We start from the raw sequence: 24,076 nt of genomic DNA on the forward strand, positions 1-24,076 counted from the left end.
GCCACAGAAACAACAAGGGCGCCATCCGGGGCGCCCTTTTCTTTTAGCTGAGTTCCCTGAGGAGGGCGTCGAGCGGGTTATCCACCTTTATGGGAGGTTTCGCAGCCTTCTTCGATGCGACGGCGCCCTCTTCCGCGCCTTCCTCCACCACGCTGTGGATTTCCTCCCCCAGCACCTGGTTAATGACCGTCAGGAGCCGTCTCCGGCTGATCGGCTTGGTGACCACATCCTGCATACCGGCCTGACGGAAACGCTCAAGCTGCTCCGGGAAGGCATCCGCCGTACAGCCGATGATCGGCACTTCGGCCTTCTTGCCTTCCATCGCCCGGATCCATTTGGTGGCATCGATCCCGCCGAGGACAGGCATCTGGATATCCATGAGGATCAGGTCGAAATCCTCTTCTTCCGCCAAACCACACGCCTGGGCGCCGTTTTCGACCGCCGTCAGCTTGTGCCCGAGCTTACCGAGCATATTGTCGATGATGCGCTGGTTGATAAGATTGTCGTCCGCCACCAGGATCTTGAGCGGCCGCGAGGCTTTCGCCCTGCGGATATTGAAATCCATATCAAAGCCACGGTCCTCGACCAGGTCCTCAACCGCGCCTTCGGTACAATGGAAGGTGAACCAGAAGGTCGAGCCCTCGCCTTCCTCGCTGACGACGCCGATCTCGCCACCCAGCAGCATACAAAGCTGGCGGCAGATGGCGAGCCCGAGCCCCGTCCCGCCAAAACGGCGCGTGGTCGATGCGTCGGCCTGGGTGAATTTCTGGAACAGCTTGCGCTGCGCATCCTTGGAGATGCCGATCCCCGTATCGGTAATCGAAACCTTGACCTTAAGGTCGTTTTGCGTGCGGCCTGTCAGCTCCGCCAGAATGGTCACGCCGCCGGTTTCGGTGAACTTGATCGCGTTTCCGACCAGATTGAACAAAATCTGCCTGAGCCGCGTGGGGTCTGAGATGATCACTTCCGGCACGGCGCTTTCCAGCCGCCAGAATACATCCAGGCCCTTTTCCTTGGCCTTGGGCTCCAGGAACTGGACCGTGTCCGATATCACGCGCTCAAGCCGCGTTGCCTTATGTTCCAGATCAACCTTACCGGCCTCCAGCTTGGAGATATCGAGAATATCGTTGATGACGGTCAGGAGCGTCTGCGCGGACTGCTGCAGCGTGTTGGCGAAATAGCGCTGGTTATCGTCGAGCCCGGTTTCCATCAGAAGCTCGATCATGCCGATAACGCCGTTAAGCGGCGTCCGGATTTCGTGGCTCATGGTCGCGAGAAATTCGGACTTGGCAATGTTGGCGCTTTCGGCGGCATCGCGCGCTTTCGAAAGCTCGTTGGCGAGCTTGGCGAAGGCCTCCCGCTGTTCCTTGAGCACCGCCTCGTTGCGGCGCTTGTCCTGCACGACCTGCTGAAGGTTATGCTCGACCTCGGTCAGCTCCACCAGGCGGCGGCGCGATTCTTCCTGGGATGTCCGAACCAGCTTGAGCGCGTCTTCCAGGTCCCGGCGACCGTGCAGCGCATCCCGGTCGTCATTTTCGCCCGAAAAATCGCCGCGCACATACCGGGCCAGCGCCGACAGGAACACCGCTTGCGGCTTAGCGATCCGATATTCGAAGATCATTTGCATGATGACGCCGAAAAGCCCACCGACCAAACCGGCCGCCAAAACCGGCATATAGCCGACGTCTTCTGTTCCGGTCACAACAAAGGCCAACACGGTGCCCACCGTAGCAGCCACAGCCATAACCCATGGAACCGATTTCAAAACTGGCGCCATACATGCCCATCTTTAGCGTCACAAACGAAGGAGAAAGCCTACTGTCTCCCGAACGTTTAAGCAACAACCAGAGGGTGGTCCCGATGGACTAAAGGTTAGAACTGGACGCGCCGGGTGAAACCGCCGTCGATAATCATGTTGGTGCGCGTGACCCATGATGCCGCTGGGCTAGCAAGGAAAGCCACGCAGCGCGCGACTTCCTCAGCCGTGCCGAGCCGTCCGAACGGCTGGCGGGCAACCGCACCATGATAGGCTTCAGGGTGGTTGCGCTGAACATTGCCCCAGAAGCCGTCCTCGACATGGATCGGCCCCGGCGAGACTGTGTTCACACGGATACCGTAAGGCGCCACATCGGCCCCAAGCTGGCTCGCATATGCGGTCAGCGCCGCTTTCATGCTGCCGTATGGCCCCGCGCCGCCCATGGCTTCAAGGGCGGCGATGGAGGAAATCATCACAATGGCTCCGCTTTTCTGGCCCTGCATCTGCGGCACAACGGCTTCGACACCGCGGACCGCGGCCATCATGTCGACCTCAAACGCCGCGCGCCAGCCTTCTTCACCGGCGCCTGCGCCCCCGCTGACATTCGGGATGAAGACATCGACGCCGCCGAGGGCATCCATGGCTGAGCGGAGCCACTGGGCGTAGGATGCCGGGTCCGCGACATCCGCCGCGGCACCGTGGACCGTATAGCCCTTGCCCTGCAGGAATGCCGTGCGGGCCTCAACCTCGGCAGGCTGACGGGCACAGAAGGCTACTTGCGCGCCTTCCGCAGCCAGCACATCGACGATGGCAGCGCCAATCCCGCGCGTGCCGCCGGTGACCAGTACCCGTTTACCCTTGAGACCGAGGTCCATCTTTGCGTTCCCTTATACCGGTTTGGCTGCGCCTGCCGCCTGGTCACGAAGCTCCCGGCGGAGCACCTTGCCAACCGGCGATTTCGGCAGTTCTTTCACCAGCACCACAGTTTTCGGCACCTTGTAGCCGGTCAGGTGCTGCTTACAGTAGGCGATCACCTCGCCTTCCGTGAGGTCTTCGTCCTTCGGCACCACGTAGGCCACGACGCGTTCACCGGTTTCATCGTCCGGCACGCCAACGACCGCCGCCTCAGCGATACGCTCCGAATGGGTGAGCACGCTTTCAATGTCGGTCGGGTAAACGTTGAAGCCGGAGACGATGACCATGTCCTTGATGCGGTCGACGATAGAGAGATAGCCTTCCGCGTCATAGACCGCGACATCGCCGGTCTTGAGCCAGCCGTCCTTGATGGTGGCGCCCGTGGCTTCCGGGTTATGGAGATAGCCCTTCATGATCTGCGGGCCCTTGAGCCACAGCTCACCGGCTTCACCGCGCGGCAGGTCTTCACCGTTTTCACCGACGATGCGGACCTCGGTACCGGGGATCGGCTTGCCACAGGTGCCACGCTTCGGCGGCTGATCGAGCGGCATGGTCGAGACAACACAGGTGCCTTCCGTGAGGCCGTAGCCTTCATAAATGGCGCACCCTGTCAGCTTTTCCCACTTGTCGGCGGTGGCGGGCTGCAGGGGGGCAGCGCCCGAGAAGCAAAGCCGCAGGTTCTTCGGCGGGTTGGCCACGAACCAGGGTTCCTGCATCAGGCCGAGATAGAGCGTGTTCACGCCTGGCATGATGGTGATGTTGAAGGTCTCGAACGCGACCTTGAGGTTGGACAGCGGCCTGGGCACCGGCACCAGCACCACATGCGTACCCTTATACATGCTGTTGAGCGCGCCAACGGCCAGCGCATAAACATGATAAAGCGGCAGGATAAGCAGCATGGCATCGTCTGGTTGGTTATCGATGGCATCGCCGCGCTTGTTGGCCTGGCTGATGTTGGCGACCACATTGCGGTGGGTCAGCTCAGCGCCCTTGCTGCGGCCGGTGGTGCCGCCGGTATATTGGTAGATGGCGACATCGTCGAGCGAGGCATGGGCGCGGTAGGACTTGATGTCCACGCGGCCCAGATGCTTTTCACCTGCCCCGATCACGCTGGCGAGCGTCCCCGCGACAGTGCCTTCAAACGGCGGCACGGCCTTCTTGAGATATTTGAGCGCAAACGCCAGCAGGTGGCGCTTGAGGCCTGAGAACATATCGACGAGCGACAGCTTATAGACCCGCTCAACCGATGTGCCTTCGGTGGACTGCGCCACACGGTTGCCGAAGACATCGATCACGAACCAGACCTTGGCGCAGCTGTCTTTCAGCTGGTGGTTGGTCTCCTCCGCGGTATAGAGCGGGTTGATGTTGGTGACGATCAGCCCCGCCTTCAGGATACCGAAGGCCAGGATCGGGTATGCCAGCGTGTTGGGTGCCTGTATGGCCACGACATCGCCGGGTTTCAGGCCCAGATCCTCACGCAGGTAAGCCGCCACCGCGTCTGAATAGCGGCCGATTTCGGTATAGGTCAGGGTCTCATAATGGCCTGTGGGCAGGATGCAGCTGAAAGCGGGCTTGTTCCCGTGTTCCGCGACCGCATTGTCGACCATCTCTCCCATATAACCGGCAAGCATGTCCTCCGGTCCGAACTCAATCTCACTCATGAAGTGAGCCTCCATAGCATTTCCCTTCCCACGAACCTTCATTAGTTCATTATTCTGGTGCCGGTTCAAGCCTCATCATCAGCTCATCCGGCTTTTCAAGAAGCGTCTGGAATTCGTCACCCAGGCGGTAACTTTCCTCGATGACCGTGCGCCAGTAGGGCCAGCGCTCATCGTCTTCCAGGTCGCTGAAATCCTTACGGTCCGGTATCTTGCCGTATGGCAGAGACGCGACGAACTCGTCGGTCGGCGCCAGGATAAGCTGTTCATCCAGGACGTCGCCATGCACGCGGCGGCTGGTGCGTGCCTTGTCAAACCAGCCCGGCACCAGATGACCGTAAAAATGAGGATACAGAACGATGCCGCGGTCATACTGCCACGGCACCTCGAAATGATAATCGATCACGCCGCCATCGCGGTAGCTGCCTTCGGGCGCCCCCATGATGTTACGCACGGCTTCCACCACGAAGGGGATCGAGCCCGAAGCCATCAGCGCGTCATGGAGCGCCGAGGCCTTCAAGGGCACGTCGAGCCGGTCGAAATCGTTCCAGGCCGCGCTCTGCGCCACATCAGCCCCGGTATAGAAAACCGCGCGCTGGAAGAAATTGCTCAGAAGCGGCCGGTGCACGGCATTGGCCGCCGCAGCCGCCAGAAGCCCCGCGCCCTCGAAGAAACGCGACTGGCTCGCGGTCGCGCCCAAACAGCGGACAGCCACGATATTCAGGTTCCGCTTGGGGTTGGAGACGATGGCCTCACACTCCTCAGGCCCCAGGAAGCGTTCGAGGATCGCGTATGAGGAACTGGTCACCGCTTCAGGCGTCGCGCCGTCCTCCTTCCGGAACAGGAAATAATTCTCCTCGAAACGCTTGAAAATTTCGCCCGCCTCAGGATGCGCGGCACACGCCATGCGCCAGGCGCCGATCGAGGACCCGACCAAGTCAATCGGCCCTTCGGCAGCCGCCAGCCAATCGCCGAATACGAATTGGTCCAGCCCACGCAGGCACAGCCATTTCGGTCCGCCGGACGCGCCAACGACCATGCGCACGAGGTCTGGGCTTAACCCTTCCTCCTCAATGCGTTTGCGTGCTGTCTTCCCGGCGATAAGGCGCAGAGCCTGCATGACTTTCCCCAAAAGGCCGCCCATGGGCGGGTGTGGCGATGAAAATAGCGGACACACCAGACTTTTCAAGACCGATCAGTCCAGAAATATCAGGAATGGGTTAAATGACGCCAATCTATCCCGAAGGCAAGCCCTAGCCTTGCCCGTCTTAGGCCAGACTCAGCAACAGTGAGAGGGCCGAGCGGGCCTCATTTGTCAGAAAACCCGACACCCTTGCCACCTGCTCCAGCTCAGCCGCTGTCAGCCATATGATGTCATCCATGTCGGTCGGCCTTTGCCAGTCCACCGGGACTTCCGCCACCCTGTAGCGGCAGCGGGACAGCATGAAGCGCCCGCCTTCGTCGGACTGCTCGGCGCTGATGAGCGTCCGCCAATCGCCTGAGGCAACCAGGGCCTGCAGCCAATCCGGCTGGGCAAGCAGGGATTCGCGTTTATAGCTGGGGCCCCACTCTACACCCCCGGTCAGGCCAACTTCGAAACAGGGGCGAACCATGAAGCGCATGACACCCTCGTGTTTCTGGCAAAAGAGGATGACCTCGTCCGCCTCCCGTGACTGAACCAGCGGTTGGTCCCAGGCTGGGCGCTCCCGATTCGGAGCTTCAACGGCGTAGTGACAGACCTCAAGCGCCCCCGCGCCCGTCTCAGCCCGAAGCGACCCATCCGTGATCCGCCACCCACCGAGCGACAGCAGGCTGCAGGAGCTGACCGTGAGGGCCAGCCGCTGCCGCAGATCATCAAGCCCCGCCTTCAGCTTTGCCAACAAGGCGCATGGGTCCGCTTGCCGCAGATAGGAAGCCGCGAGCGATTGCCCGAACAAAGCATGGGCCGCCGGGTTGTCGAACGGTGTCTCGCCGCGGGCAAGAAACAGCCATGGCGCGGTGACGAGCACGGACCGCGCATCGGTGTTGACGGTATAATCATCCGCAAGCGCAGCACGAAGCTCGCCCGACCGCATCCAGGTGAAGGAAGCCCCTGCAACATCAGGGGCTTCGCCAACATGCTGCACCGCATTGCGGTTGAATTTGCGCAGGAAGCGCGTCCCCTGCTCCGACTGGAGGCTGTCGCTCACCAAGCTATCCGCGTCCTCTAGAAAATGGCTGAGATAGCATGTTTCAGCCCCGCCATGACGCCTGGTATAATTGCTGTAAGTCGCCTGAACCGTTGGGGCAAGCTGGACACCGCCCACGTTGCCGGGCTCGGCCTTGGCTTGCACAAGCCAACGGTAACTTCCAGGCGTACCCACCAGCACAAACCCGAGAATGCCGACTTCAGGCTGATTGATGATCGGCTGGCGCCAACCATCGAGCGAAGGATGCCGGGCGGAGACCTCCACACCTTCGAGCGAGAAGAATCCCCCTGTCCTGTGGCGCAACCGACCGTCATCCCAGGCCCATTCAAGGCTTTCCGAAAAAGGGATCGGCCTGTAGCGCATCCCACAGCTGTTGCGCTGCTCGCCCAGCCACTCAAGCATGACCGTTCATCCGCCGCCAACGCGGGTCAGCGGCCAGCGCCTTGCGGCAAGCAAGCGACACCTCCCGCCAGGAGACACGGACCCTGAGGTCTTCCCCTGTCCTGCGTTTCAGCATATGCGCCATCCCCCAGCCTTTACCCCAGCCTGAAAGCTCGCAGGCCTTGTCATAGGCGTCCCAACCACATTCGTAGAAAATCCGCGCTGTTTCAGGTGTCAGGAGCGCTTCAAACAGCCATTTTTTATCCGCCTGCGCATAGCCATGCCTGAAGAAGGTCCCGCGCCGCTGCACACGGCTGATTTCCTCGGCGATCAGGGCTTCAATTGCCGGACCATCCATTCCCCGGAACCTGTCCAACCAGAAAGCACCCTCGGTATCCGAGAAGCCATACAGCTTTTCGCCCTTTTCCGACCGGTGCCATTTCTTCTTCTCGGCATTGCAATAGATGCTGGTGACCTGCTCGGCGAAGTAGGTAGGGACATCCGCACGGCCTGCCCGCATAATCCAATGCTCAAGCGGCGTACGGTGAAGCTGAGCCGCGGGCCAGAAAGCGCCGACACGGTCCAGAAGCGTCCGCCGCATGACCCAGCTTGAAATCGGCTCGAACACCGCTGGGCGGTTAAAGAAGGCCTGCTCGTATGTCCGCCCGGACGGCGTAACCTCCCAGCAGACGGGCCTTTCCTCCTCAGCGCCATCAATAAGCGCCAGCGATGTCAGGACAGAGGCGCCACAGTAAAAATCGACATCGCCTTTTTCCAAAACGCCCCGTGCCACCTCCAGATGGTGCGGCAACCAGATATCATCATGGTTCGCGAAGGCGACATAGTCGGTTTCAGCGGCTGTCCAGCCTGCGCTGTTTGGCCCGGATTGCTCGCCACATCGGTCAGACAGATTGTGGTAAAAGACCCGCTCATCATCGATTTCGGCCATCATGTCGGCCGTTTCCTGACTGCAGCAGTCGCCAACGACCAAAAGGATCCAGTCCTCGAAGGTCTGCGCCATCACGGACTGGATGGTGTGCCGCAGAAGTTCAGGCCGGTTATAGGTGGAAATTACGATCGTGACAGCGGGCATGCCAGGAGGCCAATACATAAAACTTTATGCAACATAGGGTTAGAACTGCAGGCCCACAAGCGAAAAGGGGCGCCACCCGCCAAGGTAGCGCCCCTTCTAATCTGAAAGTCCCGACCATCAAGGCTTCAGGACCACCTTGCCCTTGGCGCGGCGTTCGGTGAGGCAGGCGTAAGCCGCCTCAACGTCGTCAAGGCTGAAGATGTCATTGACCAGCGGGTCGATCTTGCCCGTATCAAACAGCGCGAACATCTCCTGCATATTCTGCATCTGACCCGCGGGGTTGGCGCGCGCCCATGCGCCCCAGAAGACGCCAACGATGGCGCACTGCTTCAGAAGGCACAGATTGAGCGGCGGCTTCGGAATATCGCCGGCCGCGAAGCCGATGACCAGCAGACGCCCGCCCGGCGCCATGGTGCGGAGCGCGGCTTCAGTATAGTCGCCGCCGACCGGGTCGTAGATCACATCCACGCCCTTACCGCCGGTGAGTTCCTTCACCCGCGCCTTCAGGTCTTCGGTGGAATAGTTGATGACCTCATCGGCGCCGGCTTTTTTGCAGACCTCGAGCTTCTCATCGGTGCTGGCGGCCGCGATCACCTTGGCGCCCATGGCCTTGGCAAGCTCAACCGTCGCAAGGCCGACACCACCCGCGGCGCCAAGCACCAGGATGCTTTCACCCGGCTGGATATTGGCGCGCTGCTTGAGCGCGTGATAGCTGGTGGCATAGGTAATGGTGAAACCGGCCGCGACCTCGAAGGACATCTTGTCCGGGATCGGCACCAGCGTCGCGGCGGGTGCGGCGATCACCTCGGCGAATGCGCCGGTCTGGTGGAAGAAGATCACCCGGTCACCGACCTTCACATTGGTGACACCTTCGCCAAGCTCGCGCACGATGCCCGCGCCTTCGCCGCCCGGAATGAACGGCAGCGGCGGCTGGAACTGGTATTTGCCCTGGATGATCAGCACATCGGGGAAGTTAAGCCCCGAGGCCTTGATGTCGATCAGGACTTCGCCCTTGCCCGCCTTGGGCTCCGGCATGTCCTCGACCTTCAGTTTGTCGGCCATACCAAGTTCATGGCATACGACTGCCTTCATGATCCGTCTCCCCACAGGAATGAAAGAAGGGGCAAGGCGGCTGCCCTGCCCCCTTTGTTTTGAGTAGCTTATACGACTTCGAACAGGCCAGCCGCACCCATGCCGCCGCCGACACACATGGTGCAGACAACATATTTGGCGCCGCGGCGCTTGCCTTCGATGAGCGCATGGCCAACCATGCGCGCACCCGACATGCCGTAGGGGTGACCAACGGAGATGGCACCGCCGTTGACGTTCAGAAGCTCATCCGGGATACCGAGCTTGTCACGGCAGTAAAGCACCTGCACGGCGAAGGCTTCGTTCAGCTCCCACAGCCCGATGTCATCCATCTTGAGGCCGTTCTTCTCCAGAAGCTTCGGCACAGCGAAGACGGGACCAATGCCCATCTCGTCCGGCTCACAGCCCGCAACCGCGATACCGCGGTAGATGCCGAGAGGCGCGAGGCCACGTTTTTCGGCGGTCTTGGCTTCCATCAGCACCGCAGCCGACGAGCCATCCGAAAGCTGGCTGGCGTTACCTGCCGTGATGGTACCGCCTTCGATCACGGTCTTGAGGCCGTTCAGGCCTGCAAGGGTGGTCTCAGGCCGGTTGCCTTCGTCTTTCGACAGGGTGACTTCATGGAAGGTGACCTCTTTGGTCTCCTTGTTCATCACGCCCATCTGCGTGGTGATCGGCACGATCTCATCGTCGAACTTGCCAGCCTGCTGGGCAGCAGCCGTACGCTCTTGCGAGCGCAAGCCATATTCGTCCATGGCTTCACGGCTGATGCCATAGCGCTTGGCGACAATTTCGGCCGTCTGCAGCATGGGCATATAGACGTCCTTGTGCATGGCGACGAGGCTTTTATCCACGCCCATATAGCGGTTCATATGCTCGTTCTGGACGACCGAGATGCTGTCCTGGCCGCCACCGACGGCGATGTCCATGCCGTCCGAGATGATCTGCTTCGCGGCGGTGGCAATCGCCATCATGCCCGACGAACACTGACGGTCCATGGTCATGCCCGACACGGTAACAGGCAGGCCGGCGCGCAGGGCGGCCAGACGGCCGATGTTCGGGCCTTGCGACCCTTGGGTCAGCGCACTGCCCCAGACCACATCTTCGATCTCGCCGCCTTCGAGGCCCGCGCGTTTGACCGCATGTTCGATGGAATGGGCGCCGAGGCTCGGGCCCAGGGTGGCATTGAGAGACCCGCGATAGGCTTTGCCGATCGGCGTCCGTGCCGTTGATACGATGACTGCTTCACGCATGGTTTTGTTCCTTATCCGATTTTAACACCGGCAGCGGCCGCAGCCTTGCCGAGGAATTTCATGGTTTGTTGACCGCCTTGGGTGAATTCCTGCTGGCCGGTCGGGTCGTTAATCTGCTCGAGGGCGGCGCGCACATTTTCAGGCGTTTGCGCGTCCACGGGGAGGAAAGTACCCTCGGTTTCATAAAGCACAGCGCGGGCATAACCGCCTGCACCCGCGCACAGGATGGTGCGGTTGGGAGCCTCGTCATCCACCAGCGTCAGAAGGCCTGCGGTTACAGACTCCGGCGTCAGGAGATCAAGCGCCGCCTGCGGCAACAGGTCTTCGGTCATGCGCGTGGCCGCCGTCGGCGCCAGGCAGTTGACCTTGATACCGTACTTGGCGCCTTCAAGGCACAGCGTGTTCATGAAACCGACAACAGCCATCTTGGCCGCGCCATAGTTGGCCTGACCAAAGTTGCCGTACAGGCCCGAGGACGACGTGGTCATGACGATACGGCCGTAGCCCTGCTCGCGCATGATTTCCCACACCGCCTTGGTGCAGGTAACCGAGCCCATCAGGTGGACCTGAACGACGAAGTTGAAATCATCCAGCGTCATCTTGACGAAGGTCTTATCGCGCAGCACCCCGGCGTTATTGACCAGAATGTCGACCCGGCCCCATTTTTCCATGGCCTTTTTGACCATGTCCTCAACTTCGTCCGCCTTGCAGACGTTGGCACCGTGCGCAATGGCTTCACCGCCAGCGTCGATGATTTCCTTCACCACCGCTTCGGCGGCAGCGGACGAGCCGCCCACACCGTGAACGTCACCGCCAAGGTCGTTCACCACCACCTTGGCACCGCGCGCGGCTAGTGCCAGCGCATGGCTTTTGCCGAGGCCGCCACCGGCGCCGGTGACAATGGCGACACGATCATCATAACGAATGCTCATCTTGAAACTCCCAAATAGTCTATAAGCTTGGATCGCTAATTCTTGAATTTGGCTAAGGCCTTAGCTCGGAAGAACCTGCATGGTCAGCCATTCAGCAATGAGCGCCGGGCGCTCCTCACCTTTGATCTCGATGGTCAACTGGGTCTTGAGAAGAAAGCGATTTCCGGGCTTTTCCTCAACCGACAACAGCGTGGACCGGGCGCGGATTTCGCTGTTCACCTTTACCGGATTCATGAAACGCACCTTGTCCGAACCATAGTTGATACCCATGACCGCGCCCTCGATACCGATCGAAGCATCAGCAGCGAGGTATGGAGTCAGCGACAGGGTCAGGAAGCCGTGAGCGATGGTGGACCCGAACGGGGTCTTGGCTGCGCGGTCCGGGTCAACATGGATATATTGGTGATCGAGCGTGACATCCGCAAACTGATTGATGCGCTCCTGGTCGATCTTGAACCAGTCGGACACGCCGATTTCCTTGCCGATATAATCCTTGAGCTTGTCTTTCGAAACGACGACCGCCATTTCATCCTCCTGCAATTCCGGCCCGTTTCGGGCCCCCGTGTTGTCTCATCTATATCGCGTGCGCACAAAGTCTATGCTGCACTGCACAAATTTATTTCATAGGCCTCACATCAAGGCAAGGCCGCAATGCCACCATCGAGCGGAATGATACCGCCGGTGATATAGCTGCCCGCGCGGGAGGTCAGCATAATCAACACCCCTGCGATATCCTCGGGCGTACCGACACGGCCGAGCGGCACCCGCTCCTCCTGCTGACGCCGGCGTTCCGGGTTATCGGTGACGAAAGCCATCATGCGGCTCGGGAACGGGCCCGGTGCGATGGCGTTCACGGTGATGTGCCGCCCCGCCAGCTCATTCGACAGGATTTTGGTCAGGTGATGCACCGCCGCCTTGCTGGCGCCGTAACTGTAGGCGCTGTTGGAGACAGGCCGCGTGCCGACGACAGAACCGAGGTTGACGACCCGGGCCGGGTCCTCATCCGTGCCCGCGCGTTGGAGCAGCGGTAGCAGAAGCCGGGTCAGGTCCGCGACCGCCGTCACATTCAGGCGGAACACGTCATCCCACTTCTGGCGCGGGAACTCTTCAAACGGCGCGCCCCAGGTCATACCCGAGTTGTTGACAAGAATATGGAGGCAGGGCTCACGCTCAGCCATTTGCGCGGCGAGGCTTTCGGTGCCTTCGGCGGTCGAAAGGTCCGCCTGCAAGGCCGTCACCGTGCCCGGGCCGACGGCGTTCAGCTCCTCGGCCACGGCCTCGCAGCTTTCCAGCCGACGCGAGGCGATATAGACCTTGCAACCGGCCCGCACGAGGGCCTCGGTCGCCATGGAGCCGATACCGGAGCCACCCCCGGTGACCAGCGCGACCTTGCCCTTGATGTCATATAGCGTGGAAAGATCCATGCCCTGCCCCCTTCGTTCCTAGACCTTGTTCGAGCGGTATTTTTTAAGCTCGGTCCGGGCGATCACCATGCGGTGCACCGCATCCGGGCCATCGGCGAAGCGGAGCGTCCGCTGGCCGTGCCACATGCTGGCGAGCGGGAAGTCCTGGCTGATGCCCTGCCCGCCGTGCATCTGCATGGCTTCGTCGATCACCTTCAGCGCCATCCGCGGGGCCACAACCTTGATCTGGCTGATGTAAGGCTGGGCGGCCTGGGTCCCGATGGTGTCCATCATGTGGGCGGCCTTCAGGCACAGGAGACGTGCCATCTCAATCTCGATCCGGGCTTCTGCGATGATGTCATAGTTGGCACCAAGCTTCACAAGCGGACGGCCGAAGGCCTCCTTCGACAGCGAGCGTTTGATCAGAAGCTCAAGCGCGCGTTCCGCCGCGCCGATCGAGCGCATGCAGTGGTGAATACGGCCCGGGCCCAAGCGGCCTTGGGAAACCTCGAAACCGCGGCCTTCGCCGAGGACCAGGTTTTCCTTCGGTACACGCACGTTGGTGAAGCGGATATGCATATGGCCGTGTGGCGCATCGTCATGACCGAACACCATCATCGGGCGCAGGACTTCGATGCCCGGCGTGCCGGCTTCGACCAGGATCATGCTGTGGCGGTTATGGCGCGGGGCGTCATCGTCGCCGGTGCGGACCATGGTGACATAGATCTTACAGCGCGGATCACCGGCGCCCGAGGCCCAGTATTTCTCACCGTTCAGGACATATTCGTCGCCGTCGAGCACCGCTCTCATGGAAATGTTGGTGGCATCCGAAGAAGCAACCTCCGGCTCGGTCATCAGGTAAGCCGAACGGATCTTGCCTTCAAGCAGCGGCTTCAACCACTTTTCCTTATGCTCGGGCGTACCGTAGCGTTCGATCACTTCCATGTTGCCGGTGTCGGGCGCGGAGCAGTTGAAGCTTTCCGCCGCCAGGTGAGAGCGGCCCATTTCCTCAGCCAGATACGCATATTCGACCGTGGTGAGGCCGTAGCCGTTTTCCGACCCGGTCAGCCAGAAGTTCCACAGGCCGTCCTTGCGGGCCTCGTCCTTCAGGTTTTCGAGGATTTCGGTCATACGCGGCGTGAATTCGAAGCGGTTGCCGGTGGTGCCGACCTCCGCATGATATTCATCTTCAACCGGCAACACCTTGTTGTCGATAAAAGCCCGAATACGGTCACGCAGTTCTTCGCCTTTTTTGGTCAGGCCTAGGTCCATAGACATGGGGAAATTCCTCTCTTACGTCAGGCGCTTTGCCAGATTTCTTGATAATGGGTACGGATGCCCTTGCGGTCGATCTTGCCGGAAGCAATGAGCGGCAGCGGCTCGGTGGTGAGCCAAAGCTGTTCCGGCAGTTTGAAGCTGGCCAGGTGCTGCGCCGCATCCTTGATCAGGTCTTCCGCAGATAAATTCGGATCACTTGTTACCACCACGGCCCCGACGATCTCGCCAAGGCGCGGGTCGGGAAGGCCGAACACCATCACATCCTCAACCGACGGATGGGCGTGCAGGATGGCTTCAACCTCCAGTGTGCTGATATTCTCACCGCCGCGGATGATGATGTCCTTCAGCCGGTCGACGACATAGAGGTAGCCCTCCTCGTCGAGATAGCCGATATCGCCAGACCGGAACCAGCCGTCTGGGAAGAAGGCCGCCTTGGTGGCGTCCGGCTTGTTCCAATATTCCCGGAAGTTGGTCGCGCTTTTAATGCAGACCTCACCGCGTTCGCCTTGCGGCACTTCGTTGCCGTCCGCGTCACGGATGGTGACATGGATCATCGGCGGCGTCGGTTTGCCGACACTTGTCGGCCGGTCGACATATTCATCGCCCGACAGCACAGCGGTCATCGAGTTGGTCTCGGTGAGGCCATAGCCAATACCGGGGTTGCTTTCCTTGAAGGCCTTACGGATCAGGCGCACATGCTCGGGCGGACGCGCAGCACCGCCGCCGCCGATATCGACGAGCGTCGAGAGATCGTATTTCTCCCGAAGCGGCGACGACGCCATCTCGAACGACATTGTCGGCACGCCGGTAAAGGCGGTCACGCCCTCGCGTTCGATCAGCTTGAAGGCTTCTTCCACGTCCCACTTGTGCATCAGCACCACCTTGCGGCCGACCGTCGCGGAGACGAACAGCACCGGCAGAAGCCCGGTCACATGGAAGAAAGGCACGGCCACCAGCATCACCGGCTGGAAATCCGGGTCCGCATTCAGGCGGCCAAGCATCTTCAGGGACAGCGCAATCGTCACCCAGTTCATCAGCACGCTGATGAAGGCGCGGTGCGTCGAAAGCGCCCCTTTCGGGAAACCGGTGGAGCCGGAGGTATAAAGCATGATTGCCGGGTCATCGGGCGCAAGCTCGACCGTCGGCCAGGTGAGCGGTTTCTTGCCCTCATACAAGGACGCAAAATCATGCAGCCGCTCGTGGGGTTCAAAAGCGTCCCGCGCGACGATGATCTGGAACTCGTCCTTCTCGGCCGCCGGCAGCATCCGCTTCGCGCGCTCACCGTCGGTGATGGCCAGATGGGCACCGCAGTCCTGCATCGCCCAGGCAAGTTCCTCTTCCTTCCACCAGGCGTTCATCAGGACGGCGATCCCACCCGCCGCGGTGATCGCCATGAAGCTCAGCACCCATTCGGGATAGTTGCGCATGGCAAGCGCCACCCGGTCGCCTTTTTTGACACCGTAATCATCCACAAGCGCCTGAGCGAGCATGGACGCCCGGGAAACGGTTTCGGTGAAGGTGATGCGGTCGTCGCCGTAAACCATGAATTCCTTGTCACCATGGCCCAGGAACATCATGAAGGCTTCCCTGAGGCTTGGCGGCTGGTTGGCAAACACCGTATGGGTGATGCCGCCGATTTCCTCCTGCTTGGTCGCGAACGGCATGCCCTCACGGGTCATCATGCCGATCACCTGATCAAGCGGTGTGGCCGGGTCGACGGCAGGCAGGTCCAGATTGTCAAACGCTCCCATGGCTCAATACCCCGACAGGGCCGCGAAGCGGTCCGCATGATAATTGAAGCCGCCATAGAGGTTCTGGAGCACGCGGGCACGCTTGATATAGAAGCCGATGTCGAACTCATCGGTCATGCCGATACCGCCGTGCATCTGGATCGCTTCATTGGTGGCAAGTTCCGCGGTTTTGCTGGCCTTGGCCTTGGCGAGGCTCGCGAACCAGCCGACATTGCCGCCCGCGTCCGCCACCTGAAGCGCCTTGAGGACCGCCGAGCGCGAGACCTCGATCTCGCTGAACAGCTCCGCCGCGCGGTGCTGGAGACCCTGGAAGGAGCCGATCAGCACGCCGAACTGCTTGCGTTCCTGCAGATATTGCACGGTCATATCCAGGCACTGCTGGGAAATACCGAGAAGCTCGGCCGCGACAACGATGCGGGCGCGGTCGAGCGCACCTTCAAGCGCGTCCATGCCCTTGCCTTCCGTGCCCATCAGCGCATCCGCACCGACGGCAACGCCTTCGAAGGTCATCTTGGCCCAGTTGCGGCTGTCGGTCATCACCGTGCGGTCGACAATCAGCCCCGAGGCCTTGCGGTCCACCAGAAACAGGCTGAGGCCGTCCCGCTCACCGGCCTTGCCGGACGTGCGCGCCAGCACGATCACCTTATCGGCCACATGGCCTTCGGGCACGAAGGTCTTGAGACCGCTGAGCTTGTAGCCACCCCCGGCCTTTTCGGCCTTGAGCGCGGTCTTTTCAGGGCCGTGGTGGGCGGTTTCGTCAATCGCGAGCGTGACAACCGTCTCGCCCGACGCAATCGCGGGCAGAAGCTCGGCCTTCTGGGCATCACTGCCCGCAGCCTCAACCACGCTTGCGCCGACGATCGCACTGGCGAGGTACGGCGACGCGGCCAGCGTCCGGCCCATGGCTTCCGCCACCACACCGGCGCCGACATAGCCGAAGCCAGTGCCGCCATTGTCTTCATCAACCAGGAGCCCGGCGAAGCCCATTTCGGCCATTTCCTGCCACAGGTCCTTCGAATAGCCGGTTTCGTCTTTATCGTCGCGGAGCTTCCTGAGCTGGCTGACCGGTGCCTTATCGGCAAAGAAACCGTCGGCCGTTTCCTTCAGGAGCTGCTGTTCTTCATTGAGAATGAGTGCCATGTGTTAATACTCCCCCACTCAGGCCGGCAATTCGAGAATACGTTTTGCGATGATGTTGAGCTGCACCTCAGTGGTGCCGCCCTCGATCGAATTGGCCTTGGTCCGGAGCCAACTGCGGGCGATTTCGCCATTATTGGAGAATTGACCCTCCCATTCGAGCGCTTCGGAGCCGTTCACTTTCAGGATCAGTTCATGCCGGTCCTTATTCAGTTCGGTGCCGTAATATTTCAGCATGGAGGAGAAAGCCCCCATGTCGCCGCCCGCTTTGGCCTGGTCCTTCGCGCGTTCAATGGTGAACATGAAGGAGGCAGCGTCGATTTCGTGTTCCGCGATCTGATGGCGCAGCATGGTGTCGGCGAGTTCGCCGTCCTCAAGGCCCAGCTTGTCGCGGGCGATGGCGCTCAGCGGCGTCGGCAGGCCCATGTCGCCAATACCGGTGCGTTCGTGGGTCAGCAGGTATTTGGCGATGGTCCAGCCCTTGTTGACCTCACCCACCAGGTTCTTCTTGTCGGCCTTCACGTCATCAAAGAAGGTTTCGCAGAAAGGCGAATAGCCGGAGATGAGCTTGATCGGCTTGGTGCTGACGCCTTCCGATTCCATATCGAACAGGATGAAGCTGATGCCGGTATGCTTGGTGGCGGAGAAATCCGTGCGCACCAGGCAGAAGATCCAGTCGGCCTTGTCGGCATAACTGGTCCAGATTTTCTGGCCGTTGATCAGGTAATAGTCGCCCTTGTCCTCGGCCTTGGTCATCAGCGATGCGAGGTCCGAGCCCGCGTTCGGTTCGGAATAGCCCTGACACCAGCGGATTTCGCCGCGGGCAATCTTGGGCAGGTGCTCCAGCTTCTGTTCGTGGGTGCCGAACTTCAGGAGCGCCGGGCCAAGCATCCAGATACCGAAGGAGGTAAGCGGCGAGCGTGCCTTAATGCGGCGCATTTCCTCACCGAGGATCTTGTTCTCGTCTTTCGAGAGACCGCCGCCACCATATTCCTTGGGCCAGGTCGGCACGGTCCAACCGCGCGACGCCATGCGCTCAAGCCACAGCTTCTGGTCTTCGGACTGAAATTCGAAACGGCGGCCGCCCCAGCAGATGTCGGCTTCGCCTTGTGCCGGTTTGCGCATGGATGCCGGACAATTGTCCTCAAGCCATGCCCGCGTCTCCTGGCGGAACTGCTCCAGGTCGCTCATATCCCATCTCTCCCTAAAATTCCCGGTCCGACGTTACGGACGCAACTAAATCAAGGATGATGTTTAAGGCGGTTTGGTCCGGCTTCAAGGTAAGCACCCAACTTTCTTGTATGGATTTTTTCAGCGACCGACCCGGACATAAGCCCCCAAACACCCCCTAACCATAGGCTGTAGCTTGGCTTTTCGTCCAAGCTGCGACACAAACGCCCAGTTGGGTCCCGGAAAAAGCTTCTGGTCAGGAAAGGCCTCTGCCCTACTATGATACCTAACAGGGACCACGGGACAGGAACGGCGCGGCACGCACCGGCATTTATGGCGAAATTCTCCTATCAGACCGTCTGGCAGCTTGCAGGGCCGAACATCATCAGCAATGTGCTGATGACCTCCATCTCGTTCGCGCACCTGTGGATCATCGCACCCTATGGCCCGGACGCCAGCGCGGCCGTCGTGACCGGCGGCCGGGTTCATTTCCTCCTGATGGCGGCGACGATGGCGCTGTCGGTCGCGACCACGGCGATGGTTGCCCGGGCCTGGGGCGCGGACGATGCCGAAGAGGCCTCCGCCGCCACCACAAGCTCGCTCACGCTCGCGGTGCTGATCTCGCTCTCGCTCGGCAGTGTCGTTTATGCTTTCGCGCCGCATATAGCCGGCCTGTTCCATTTGGACGAAACCGCCGCCAAACTGGCTGTGGACTATATCCGCCCGGCCAGCCTCCTCAATATCGTGTTCGCTTTGATGCTGACCATCGCCACCGCCTTCCGCGCGATCGGCGATGTCGTCCGGCCGCTTCGCTTTACCGCGGCAGGCACCACAGTTGCCATCGCCGGCTCCTACATCCTTGTCCACGGGACGTTCGGCCTGCCCGCGCTCGGCGTCAAGGGCATCCCGTGGGGGACCGCTTTCGGCCAGGGGCTGGTCGTCATCTGGTTCGCTGTCCGCTGGCTACGCCGCCATTATATCCTGACGCCCAAGCCCAAGGCAGCGTTCGAGCGCGCGCGCATCAAGCAGCTTATCGACATCGGCGCCCCCGCCGCCATCGAACAGGCTTTCATCCAGGCGAGCTTCCTGGCCTTCATGATCCTGCTGGCGGGTTACGGCACCGCCTCCTTCGCCGCTTACGGCATCGGTATCGCCATCCTGAGCGTGTGCATCACCGCGGGCCTCGGTTTCGGGGTGGCGAGCGCCACGCTCGCCGGGCAGCGGCTGGGCGCGGGCGACCCGAAGGCGGCGATGGCAAGCGGCTGGGCGGCCATGCGGCTGGCCATCATGGGCATGACCGTGCTTGCGGTCATCACCGTCCTCCTCCGCGTCCCGCTCGCGGAACTGCTGTCCACCGACGCCGAGGTGCGGCACTATACCGAATATTTCATCCTGATCCTCGCGCTTGTGCAGCCGATGATGGCGGTCGAGTTCGCCATCGGCGGCGCGCTCCGGGGCAGCGGTGACACCCGCTATCCGCTTCTGGTCACCTTCACCGGCATGATCCTCGGGCGGCTTTCGGTCGGCGCCATGGTGGTCCATTATGGCGGCCCGGTAGAGGCCATGTATGCGGTCATCATCGTCGACTATATGATCAAGTCCACCATGCTGATCCTGCGCTTCCGCTCCGGCCGCTGGATCGAGGCCGGGCGCGGCCGCGCGCCGCTGCCGCTCCAGTCCATTGCGGGCCTCAGCCGCGAAAGCGTGCGCCGCTTCTTCTTCAAGCGCAGCCATGACCACAAGGACGACGGCGGCCTGTCCCGCTAGGCTTCCTGACAAATTTGTCATCGCCGCTTGGACGGCCCGGCAATTCGCCCTACACTTTCATATGAAACGCGCCCCAGGCCACCCATGGCCACGGGGCAGCCAATGGAGGGGAAAATGGCTAAACCAGGCTTGCTTGATATACCGTCGGTCCGGGACAAGGTTTCGGCTGAAGAATGGCAGACGCGGGTGGACCTCGCGGCCGCGTACCGGCTTGTCGCCCATTTCGGCTGGGACGACCTCATCTATACCCACATCTCCGCGCGGGTGCCCGGCAGTGACCACCATTTCCTCATCAACCCCCTGGGGCTGATGTTTGAGGAGATCACCGCCTCAAGTCTCGTGAAGGTGGACCTGAATGGCAACAAGCTTCTGGACACGCCTTTCATCCCGAATGCTGCGGGCTTCGTGATCCACAGCGCCATCCATGCCGCGCGGGAGGATGCCCAGTGCGTCCTGCACCTGCATACCGATTACGGCATCGCGGTGTCGAACCAGAAACACGGCCTTCTGCCCACGTGCCAAAGCGCGATCCCGGCCTGGATGTCGGTCGCCTATCACGACTATGAAGGCTTCGCAGTCAATGACGGTGAGAAGGAGCGCCTGGTCGCCGACTTCGGCACCAAGACCTGCCTGATCCTGAGGAACCACGGCACGCTGACCGCCGCCAGTTCCATCGCCAAGGCGTTCGAGTCCATGTATTTCCTCGAAAAAGCCTGCAAGATCCAGATCCTGACCCAATCCTCCGGCGCCAAGATCCATGAGCCCAGCGAGGAAGCCATCAGCAACGCGCTCCGTGACGTGCGGGTGGTGGCTGGCGCGAACGGTGCCGACAATCTGGTCTGGCCTGCGCTGCTTCGGAAAATGGACCGGCTGGACCCGAGCTTCCGGGACTGATAAGACAGCCTTCATTAAGCACGAAGGCATCACATAAGGCATTTTATGACCGACGAAAATTCAACTGTCGACGGCCCGATTATTCAGAGCCTGAAGATCGAACAGCTGGACAGGCTTCTGTTCCGCGGGACCCCGAACCAGTGGCCAAACCGCCATGTGTTCGGCGGCCATATCGTGGCGCAGGCCATGGAAGCGGCCACCGCGACCGTGGACCCGAAATACAAGCTCCACAGCCTGCACAGCTATTTCATGCGCCCGGGTATCGCCGATTTGCCGGTCATTTATGATGTCGACCCGATCCGGGACGGCCGCAGCTTCGTCACCCGCCGCGTGGTGGCGATCCAGAATGGCGAGGCGATCTTCTCCATCTCGGTCTCCTTCCATGTCGGCGAAGACGGCGTCAGCCACCAGATCGACATGCCGGAAGTGCCCCAGCCTGAGGAGCTGGAGGATGACGAGGAATATTACTCCCGCATCCTGCGCGCCGTCGGCAAGGCGCCCAAGAACAAGCCTTTCCTGCCGTTCGAAATGCGCTCGGTCGACCGCATGGACCTGGAAAACCTTCAGCCGAAGGACCCGGTTTCCGGTTACTGGCTCAAGCTCAAGGAACCGGTCAGCGATGACCGTGACCTGCACGCCCGCCTGCTGGCCTATGTCTCCGACTTCGCCTTCCTGTCCTCGAACCTCCGCCCCCACGCCATGATCCCGCGCGATGCCCGGCTCAAGACCGTGGCGAGCCTGGACCACGCCATGTGGTTCCACCGCGACCGTATCCGCGTGGATGAGTGGATTTACTACAAGACCGAAGGCTACTGGACCGGCAAAGGCCGCGGCCTTGCGCGCGGCGCCATGTATGCCCGCGATGGCCGCCTGCTCGCCTCCGTCGCGCAGGAAAGCCTGCTCCGCCTTAAGAAAGACGACGACAAGTAACGTTCAGGCGCCGGTTAAGTCCGGCGCCTTGCCGCAGTCGGCCCACACCGCCGTCATGCGCGCGCCCAGCCCTGTCATCGCCGAGAATGGGAAACTATCCGCCTTGCCGCTCCAGTAAGCGTCAAGCGCGTCGGTGACGACGGCAATGGCGTCTATCGCCGCTTTGCTTGCCGCCGCATAGTCGCCACCGCTCCCGCCAGCGGGCCAAAGCGAAACATTGGCGACCAGGCTGTCCCGCACATCGACAAAGCGCTCATAATGGTCGGTCTTCGCGCCCTCAAAACGGGCATGGGCCGCCCCGGCATGGCCGTCCGGATAATCGGCCTCAAGGGCCTTGAGGCACGGACGGTAACGCCTCTTCACCACGTCCGGGTCCTCACCTTCCCGCGGACGCGCGTTCAGCGTGCTGCCTTCGCCCTGGTCGGTGATGGCGTTGATCATGGCCTTGAACCGCTCGTGCGCGGGGCCCACCGCCTCATCCTTGGTGAAGGTCAGCGCCATGTCCGGATATTCCGGCATCGGGTGAATACCTGGGATCACCGGGTTGAACAGGTCCTGCTGAATGGACTGCGGATCATAGAGATGCGCCCACAGGGATTTGCCGTCCGTATATTGGAGCGCCAGATATTCGGCGTAACACTCATACATCCAGCCGATGGTGCCAAAAAGCGGGAGCGCATCGCCCGCCGTCCAGCCGTCAAATGGCACGCACGGGAAGTAGCGGTCATGCGCCGAGGGCTTGACCCGGTCGCGCGCCGCCTGCTCCGGCTCCTCAATGGCAATGAAGAGGCCAATCTGTTCGGCCGTCAGGGCCCCGAGCTGCACCCGGGTGTCGGCGTAGGTGCTGGTGTGTGCGAGGTCGATGATATGCGGGATCACGGTCTGGTCGGGGCCATAGCAGCGCCAGCCATGACCGGCTGACTGCAAGGCAGGGTCGGAAAAGCTGGGCGTGCAGCCGATGGCCGAGGCCATGTTGGCGGCGAGTTGCAGGTGCAGCATTTCCTGAATGAGCACACTGAACAGGGTGTTGAAGGCTTTCTCGTTGGCGCTGGCGGGCTTGGCGCTCGGCACCATGCCGGGCACGGATTTTCCCTGCGCCTCATGGCTGCCTTCAAGCGAATAAAGCGTTGTCATGTAAAGTGGAATTGTAAACAGCTCGACACTGACAGCCGCTTGGGCAATCGCCCGCGCCGCCGCCGCGTCCGTGTCCCTGAAGCTGATATCGCGCTTACTGCTGCCCAGCCGCCTGGGTGATACCGGTATCCCACTCATGAAAAGCCCCCTCTGTTGTCTCCCCAACTCTATCGGGTCGGCCGCATTTGTAAATTGCCTTTATTCCCCTAAAAAGAGAACCCGCCCCACAGCATGTGGAGCGGGTTCTGAAACGCTAGCGGCCATCAAGGCGTCAGAAGTCGGCCTTCTCGATCAAACGGCGGGCATAGTTGCCGATCTGGCCCACGCGCACCCCGAAGCCCGCGAAGGCCTTGTTCTGGGTCTGACCGTGATAATAGCGGTAGTAGATCTGCTGCAGGATCACCGCGAGACGGAACACGCCCGCGACCAGATAATAGTCGAACTTGGCGAGGTCGAGCCCGGTTTCCTTGGCATAAAGCTCGCAGATTTCCTCGCGCGTCAGCATCCCCGGCGCCATGCAGGGCTGCATGCACATGGCGATCATCTCATTCGGGTCACCCTTTTGCGACCAGTAGGCCAGCGTGTTGCCAAGGTCCATGAGCGGGTCGCCGAGCGCAGAAATCTCCCAATCGAGGATCGCCTTGATCTCGAACGGATTCTGCTCACACAGGATGACATTATCGAGCCTATAGTCGCCATGGACGATACAGTGGCCAACCTCACCCGGCGGCATATGGTCGGCGAGCCACTGGCGGACATCGGCGAAATCTTCGACATCGTCGGTGATCGCGCGCTCATAGCGGCCATTCCAGCCCAGCACCTGACGCTCGACATAGCCTTCCGGCTTGCCGAAATCGCCGAGCCCGATGGCCTTATAGTCGACCTTATGCAGCTCAATCAGCTTGTGGAAGAAGCTGAGGCACAGCTTGTGGCCCTCTTCTTCGCCAAAGCCCCAGCTATCCGGGATCGTGCGCTCAAGCTTGCGGCCCGGCACCAGCTCCATGACATAGAATTCGGCGCCCAAAGGGCTGCCCTCATCCGGCACATGGAAGTATGTTTCCGGTACCGCCGGGAACACCGGCTTCAGCGCATTCATCACGCGGAATTCGCGGATCATGCTGTGGCCGGACTTGGGCCGCGTGCCGAACGGCGGACGGCGGAGCACCAGGCTCTTGTTCGGGTAAGCGATGCTGTAGGTCAGGTTCGAGTGGCCGCTGGCGAACTGGCGGATCTCAGGCGTGCCTTCAAGGCCTGGAATATGTTCCCGGACGATGCTGTCGATCAGGCCAACATCCAGTTCTTCACCCGGGCGCACGCCAACGGTTTTGTTGAGTTCTTCGCTCATA

Annotated in this window: 20 protein-coding genes; 3 read left to right on the forward strand and 17 right to left on the reverse strand. The window is 61.1% G+C overall.

Annotated features, from left to right (window positions below; all coding sequences use genetic code 11):
• Positions 1 to 43: 43 nt before the first annotated feature.
• The 15 genes from K6118_RS08275 to K6118_RS08345 form a co-directional block, all read right to left on the reverse strand.
• Complete coding sequence (locus K6118_RS08275; RefSeq protein ID WP_247119771.1) at positions 44 to 1,738, reverse strand: ATP-binding protein; 1,695 nt, start codon at positions 1,736 to 1,738, stop codon at positions 44 to 46.
• Positions 1,739 to 1,872: 134 nt separating this feature from the next.
• Entirely contained in the window at positions 1,873 to 2,631 is a 759-nt protein-coding gene (locus K6118_RS08280) for an SDR family NAD(P)-dependent oxidoreductase (RefSeq protein ID WP_247119772.1), read from the reverse strand.
• 12 nt (positions 2,632 to 2,643) lie between these two features.
• A complete protein-coding gene (locus K6118_RS08285) occupies positions 2,644 to 4,332 on the reverse strand; it encodes a long-chain-fatty-acid--CoA ligase (RefSeq protein WP_247119773.1) in 1,689 nt (562 codons plus the stop codon).
• A 49-nt stretch (positions 4,333 to 4,381) separates the two neighbouring features.
• Positions 4,382 to 5,449: a patatin-like phospholipase family protein gene (locus K6118_RS08290; RefSeq protein ID WP_247119774.1), complete on the reverse strand. Its 1,068-nt coding sequence runs from the start codon at positions 5,447 to 5,449 to the stop codon at positions 4,382 to 4,384.
• 148 nt (positions 5,450 to 5,597) lie between these two features.
• Positions 5,598 to 6,920: an NDP-hexose 2,3-dehydratase family protein gene (locus K6118_RS08295; protein WP_247119775.1), complete on the reverse strand. Its 1,323-nt coding sequence runs from the start codon at positions 6,918 to 6,920 to the stop codon at positions 5,598 to 5,600.
• The gene (locus tag K6118_RS08300; protein ID WP_247119776.1) at positions 6,913 to 7,992 is read right to left on the reverse strand and encodes a glycosyltransferase family 2 protein; all 1,080 of its coding nucleotides are present in this window, start codon (positions 7,990 to 7,992) and stop codon (positions 6,913 to 6,915) included. Before K6118_RS08300 ends, K6118_RS08295 begins: the two co-directional genes overlap by 8 nt.
• A 117-nt stretch (positions 7,993 to 8,109) precedes the next feature.
• Positions 8,110 to 9,084 (reverse strand): NADPH:quinone oxidoreductase family protein, encoded by a 975-nt coding sequence (locus tag K6118_RS08305; protein WP_247119777.1) that lies wholly within the window; start codon positions 9,082 to 9,084, stop codon positions 8,110 to 8,112.
• A 68-nt stretch (positions 9,085 to 9,152) separates the two neighbouring features.
• Positions 9,153 to 10,334, reverse strand: coding sequence for an acetyl-CoA C-acyltransferase (locus K6118_RS08310; RefSeq protein ID WP_247119778.1), 1,182 nt, complete (start codon positions 10,332 to 10,334; stop codon positions 9,153 to 9,155).
• Between the two features lie 11 nt (positions 10,335 to 10,345).
• Complete coding sequence (locus tag K6118_RS08315; RefSeq protein ID WP_247119779.1) at positions 10,346 to 11,266, reverse strand: SDR family NAD(P)-dependent oxidoreductase; 921 nt, start codon at positions 11,264 to 11,266, stop codon at positions 10,346 to 10,348.
• A gap of 60 nt (positions 11,267 to 11,326) precedes the next feature.
• The gene (locus tag K6118_RS08320; protein WP_247119780.1) at positions 11,327 to 11,791 is read right to left on the reverse strand and encodes a MaoC family dehydratase; all 465 of its coding nucleotides are present in this window, start codon (positions 11,789 to 11,791) and stop codon (positions 11,327 to 11,329) included.
• A 110-nt stretch (positions 11,792 to 11,901) separates the two neighbouring features.
• Complete coding sequence (locus tag K6118_RS08325) at positions 11,902 to 12,690, reverse strand: SDR family oxidoreductase (protein ID WP_247119781.1); 789 nt, start codon at positions 12,688 to 12,690, stop codon at positions 11,902 to 11,904.
• A gap of 18 nt (positions 12,691 to 12,708) precedes the next feature.
• The gene (locus K6118_RS08330) at positions 12,709 to 13,947 is read right to left on the reverse strand and encodes an acyl-CoA dehydrogenase family protein (protein WP_247119782.1); all 1,239 of its coding nucleotides are present in this window, start codon (positions 13,945 to 13,947) and stop codon (positions 12,709 to 12,711) included.
• 20 nt (positions 13,948 to 13,967) lie between these two features.
• Entirely contained in the window at positions 13,968 to 15,698 is a 1,731-nt protein-coding gene (locus K6118_RS08335; protein WP_247119783.1) for a class I adenylate-forming enzyme family protein, read from the reverse strand.
• A 3-nt stretch (positions 15,699 to 15,701) separates the two neighbouring features.
• Positions 15,702 to 16,838, reverse strand: coding sequence for an acyl-CoA dehydrogenase family protein (locus K6118_RS08340; RefSeq protein ID WP_247119784.1), 1,137 nt, complete (start codon positions 16,836 to 16,838; stop codon positions 15,702 to 15,704).
• Positions 16,839 to 16,856: 18 nt separating this feature from the next.
• Complete coding sequence (locus K6118_RS08345) at positions 16,857 to 18,026, reverse strand: acyl-CoA dehydrogenase family protein (protein ID WP_247119785.1); 1,170 nt, start codon at positions 18,024 to 18,026, stop codon at positions 16,857 to 16,859.
• A 312-nt stretch (positions 18,027 to 18,338) separates the two neighbouring features.
• Between K6118_RS08345 and K6118_RS08350 the strand changes: the two genes are divergently transcribed.
• The 3 genes from K6118_RS08350 (at position 18,339) to K6118_RS08360 (ending at position 21,596) form a co-directional block, all read left to right on the forward strand.
• Positions 18,339 to 19,772 carry an MATE family efflux transporter gene (locus K6118_RS08350; protein ID WP_247119786.1) on the forward strand — a complete coding sequence of 478 codons (1,434 nt, stop codon included), beginning with the start codon at positions 18,339 to 18,341 and terminating at the stop codon, positions 19,770 to 19,772.
• 114 nt (positions 19,773 to 19,886) lie between these two features.
• Positions 19,887 to 20,666: a class II aldolase/adducin family protein gene (locus tag K6118_RS08355; protein WP_247119787.1), complete on the forward strand. Its 780-nt coding sequence runs from the start codon at positions 19,887 to 19,889 to the stop codon at positions 20,664 to 20,666.
• 45 nt (positions 20,667 to 20,711) lie between these two features.
• Positions 20,712 to 21,596 carry an acyl-CoA thioesterase gene (locus tag K6118_RS08360; protein WP_247119788.1) on the forward strand — a complete coding sequence of 295 codons (885 nt, stop codon included), beginning with the start codon at positions 20,712 to 20,714 and terminating at the stop codon, positions 21,594 to 21,596.
• 3 nt (positions 21,597 to 21,599) lie between these two features.
• On the opposite strand, the gene K6118_RS08365 is transcribed toward K6118_RS08360, so the two are convergent.
• Positions 21,600 to 22,868 carry a ferritin-like protein gene (locus tag K6118_RS08365; protein ID WP_247119789.1) on the reverse strand — a complete coding sequence of 423 codons (1,269 nt, stop codon included), beginning with the start codon at positions 22,866 to 22,868 and terminating at the stop codon, positions 21,600 to 21,602.
• A 133-nt stretch (positions 22,869 to 23,001) separates the two neighbouring features.
• A complete protein-coding gene (locus K6118_RS08370; RefSeq protein ID WP_247119790.1) occupies positions 23,002 to 24,075 on the reverse strand; it encodes a phosphotransferase family protein in 1,074 nt (357 codons plus the stop codon).
• Position 24,076 lies beyond the last annotated feature (1 nt).

It is taken from the genome of Kordiimonas marina (assembly GCF_023006325.1).
In the GTDB taxonomy this organism is placed as follows: domain Bacteria; phylum Pseudomonadota; class Alphaproteobacteria; order Sphingomonadales; family Kordiimonadaceae; genus Kordiimonas; species Kordiimonas marina.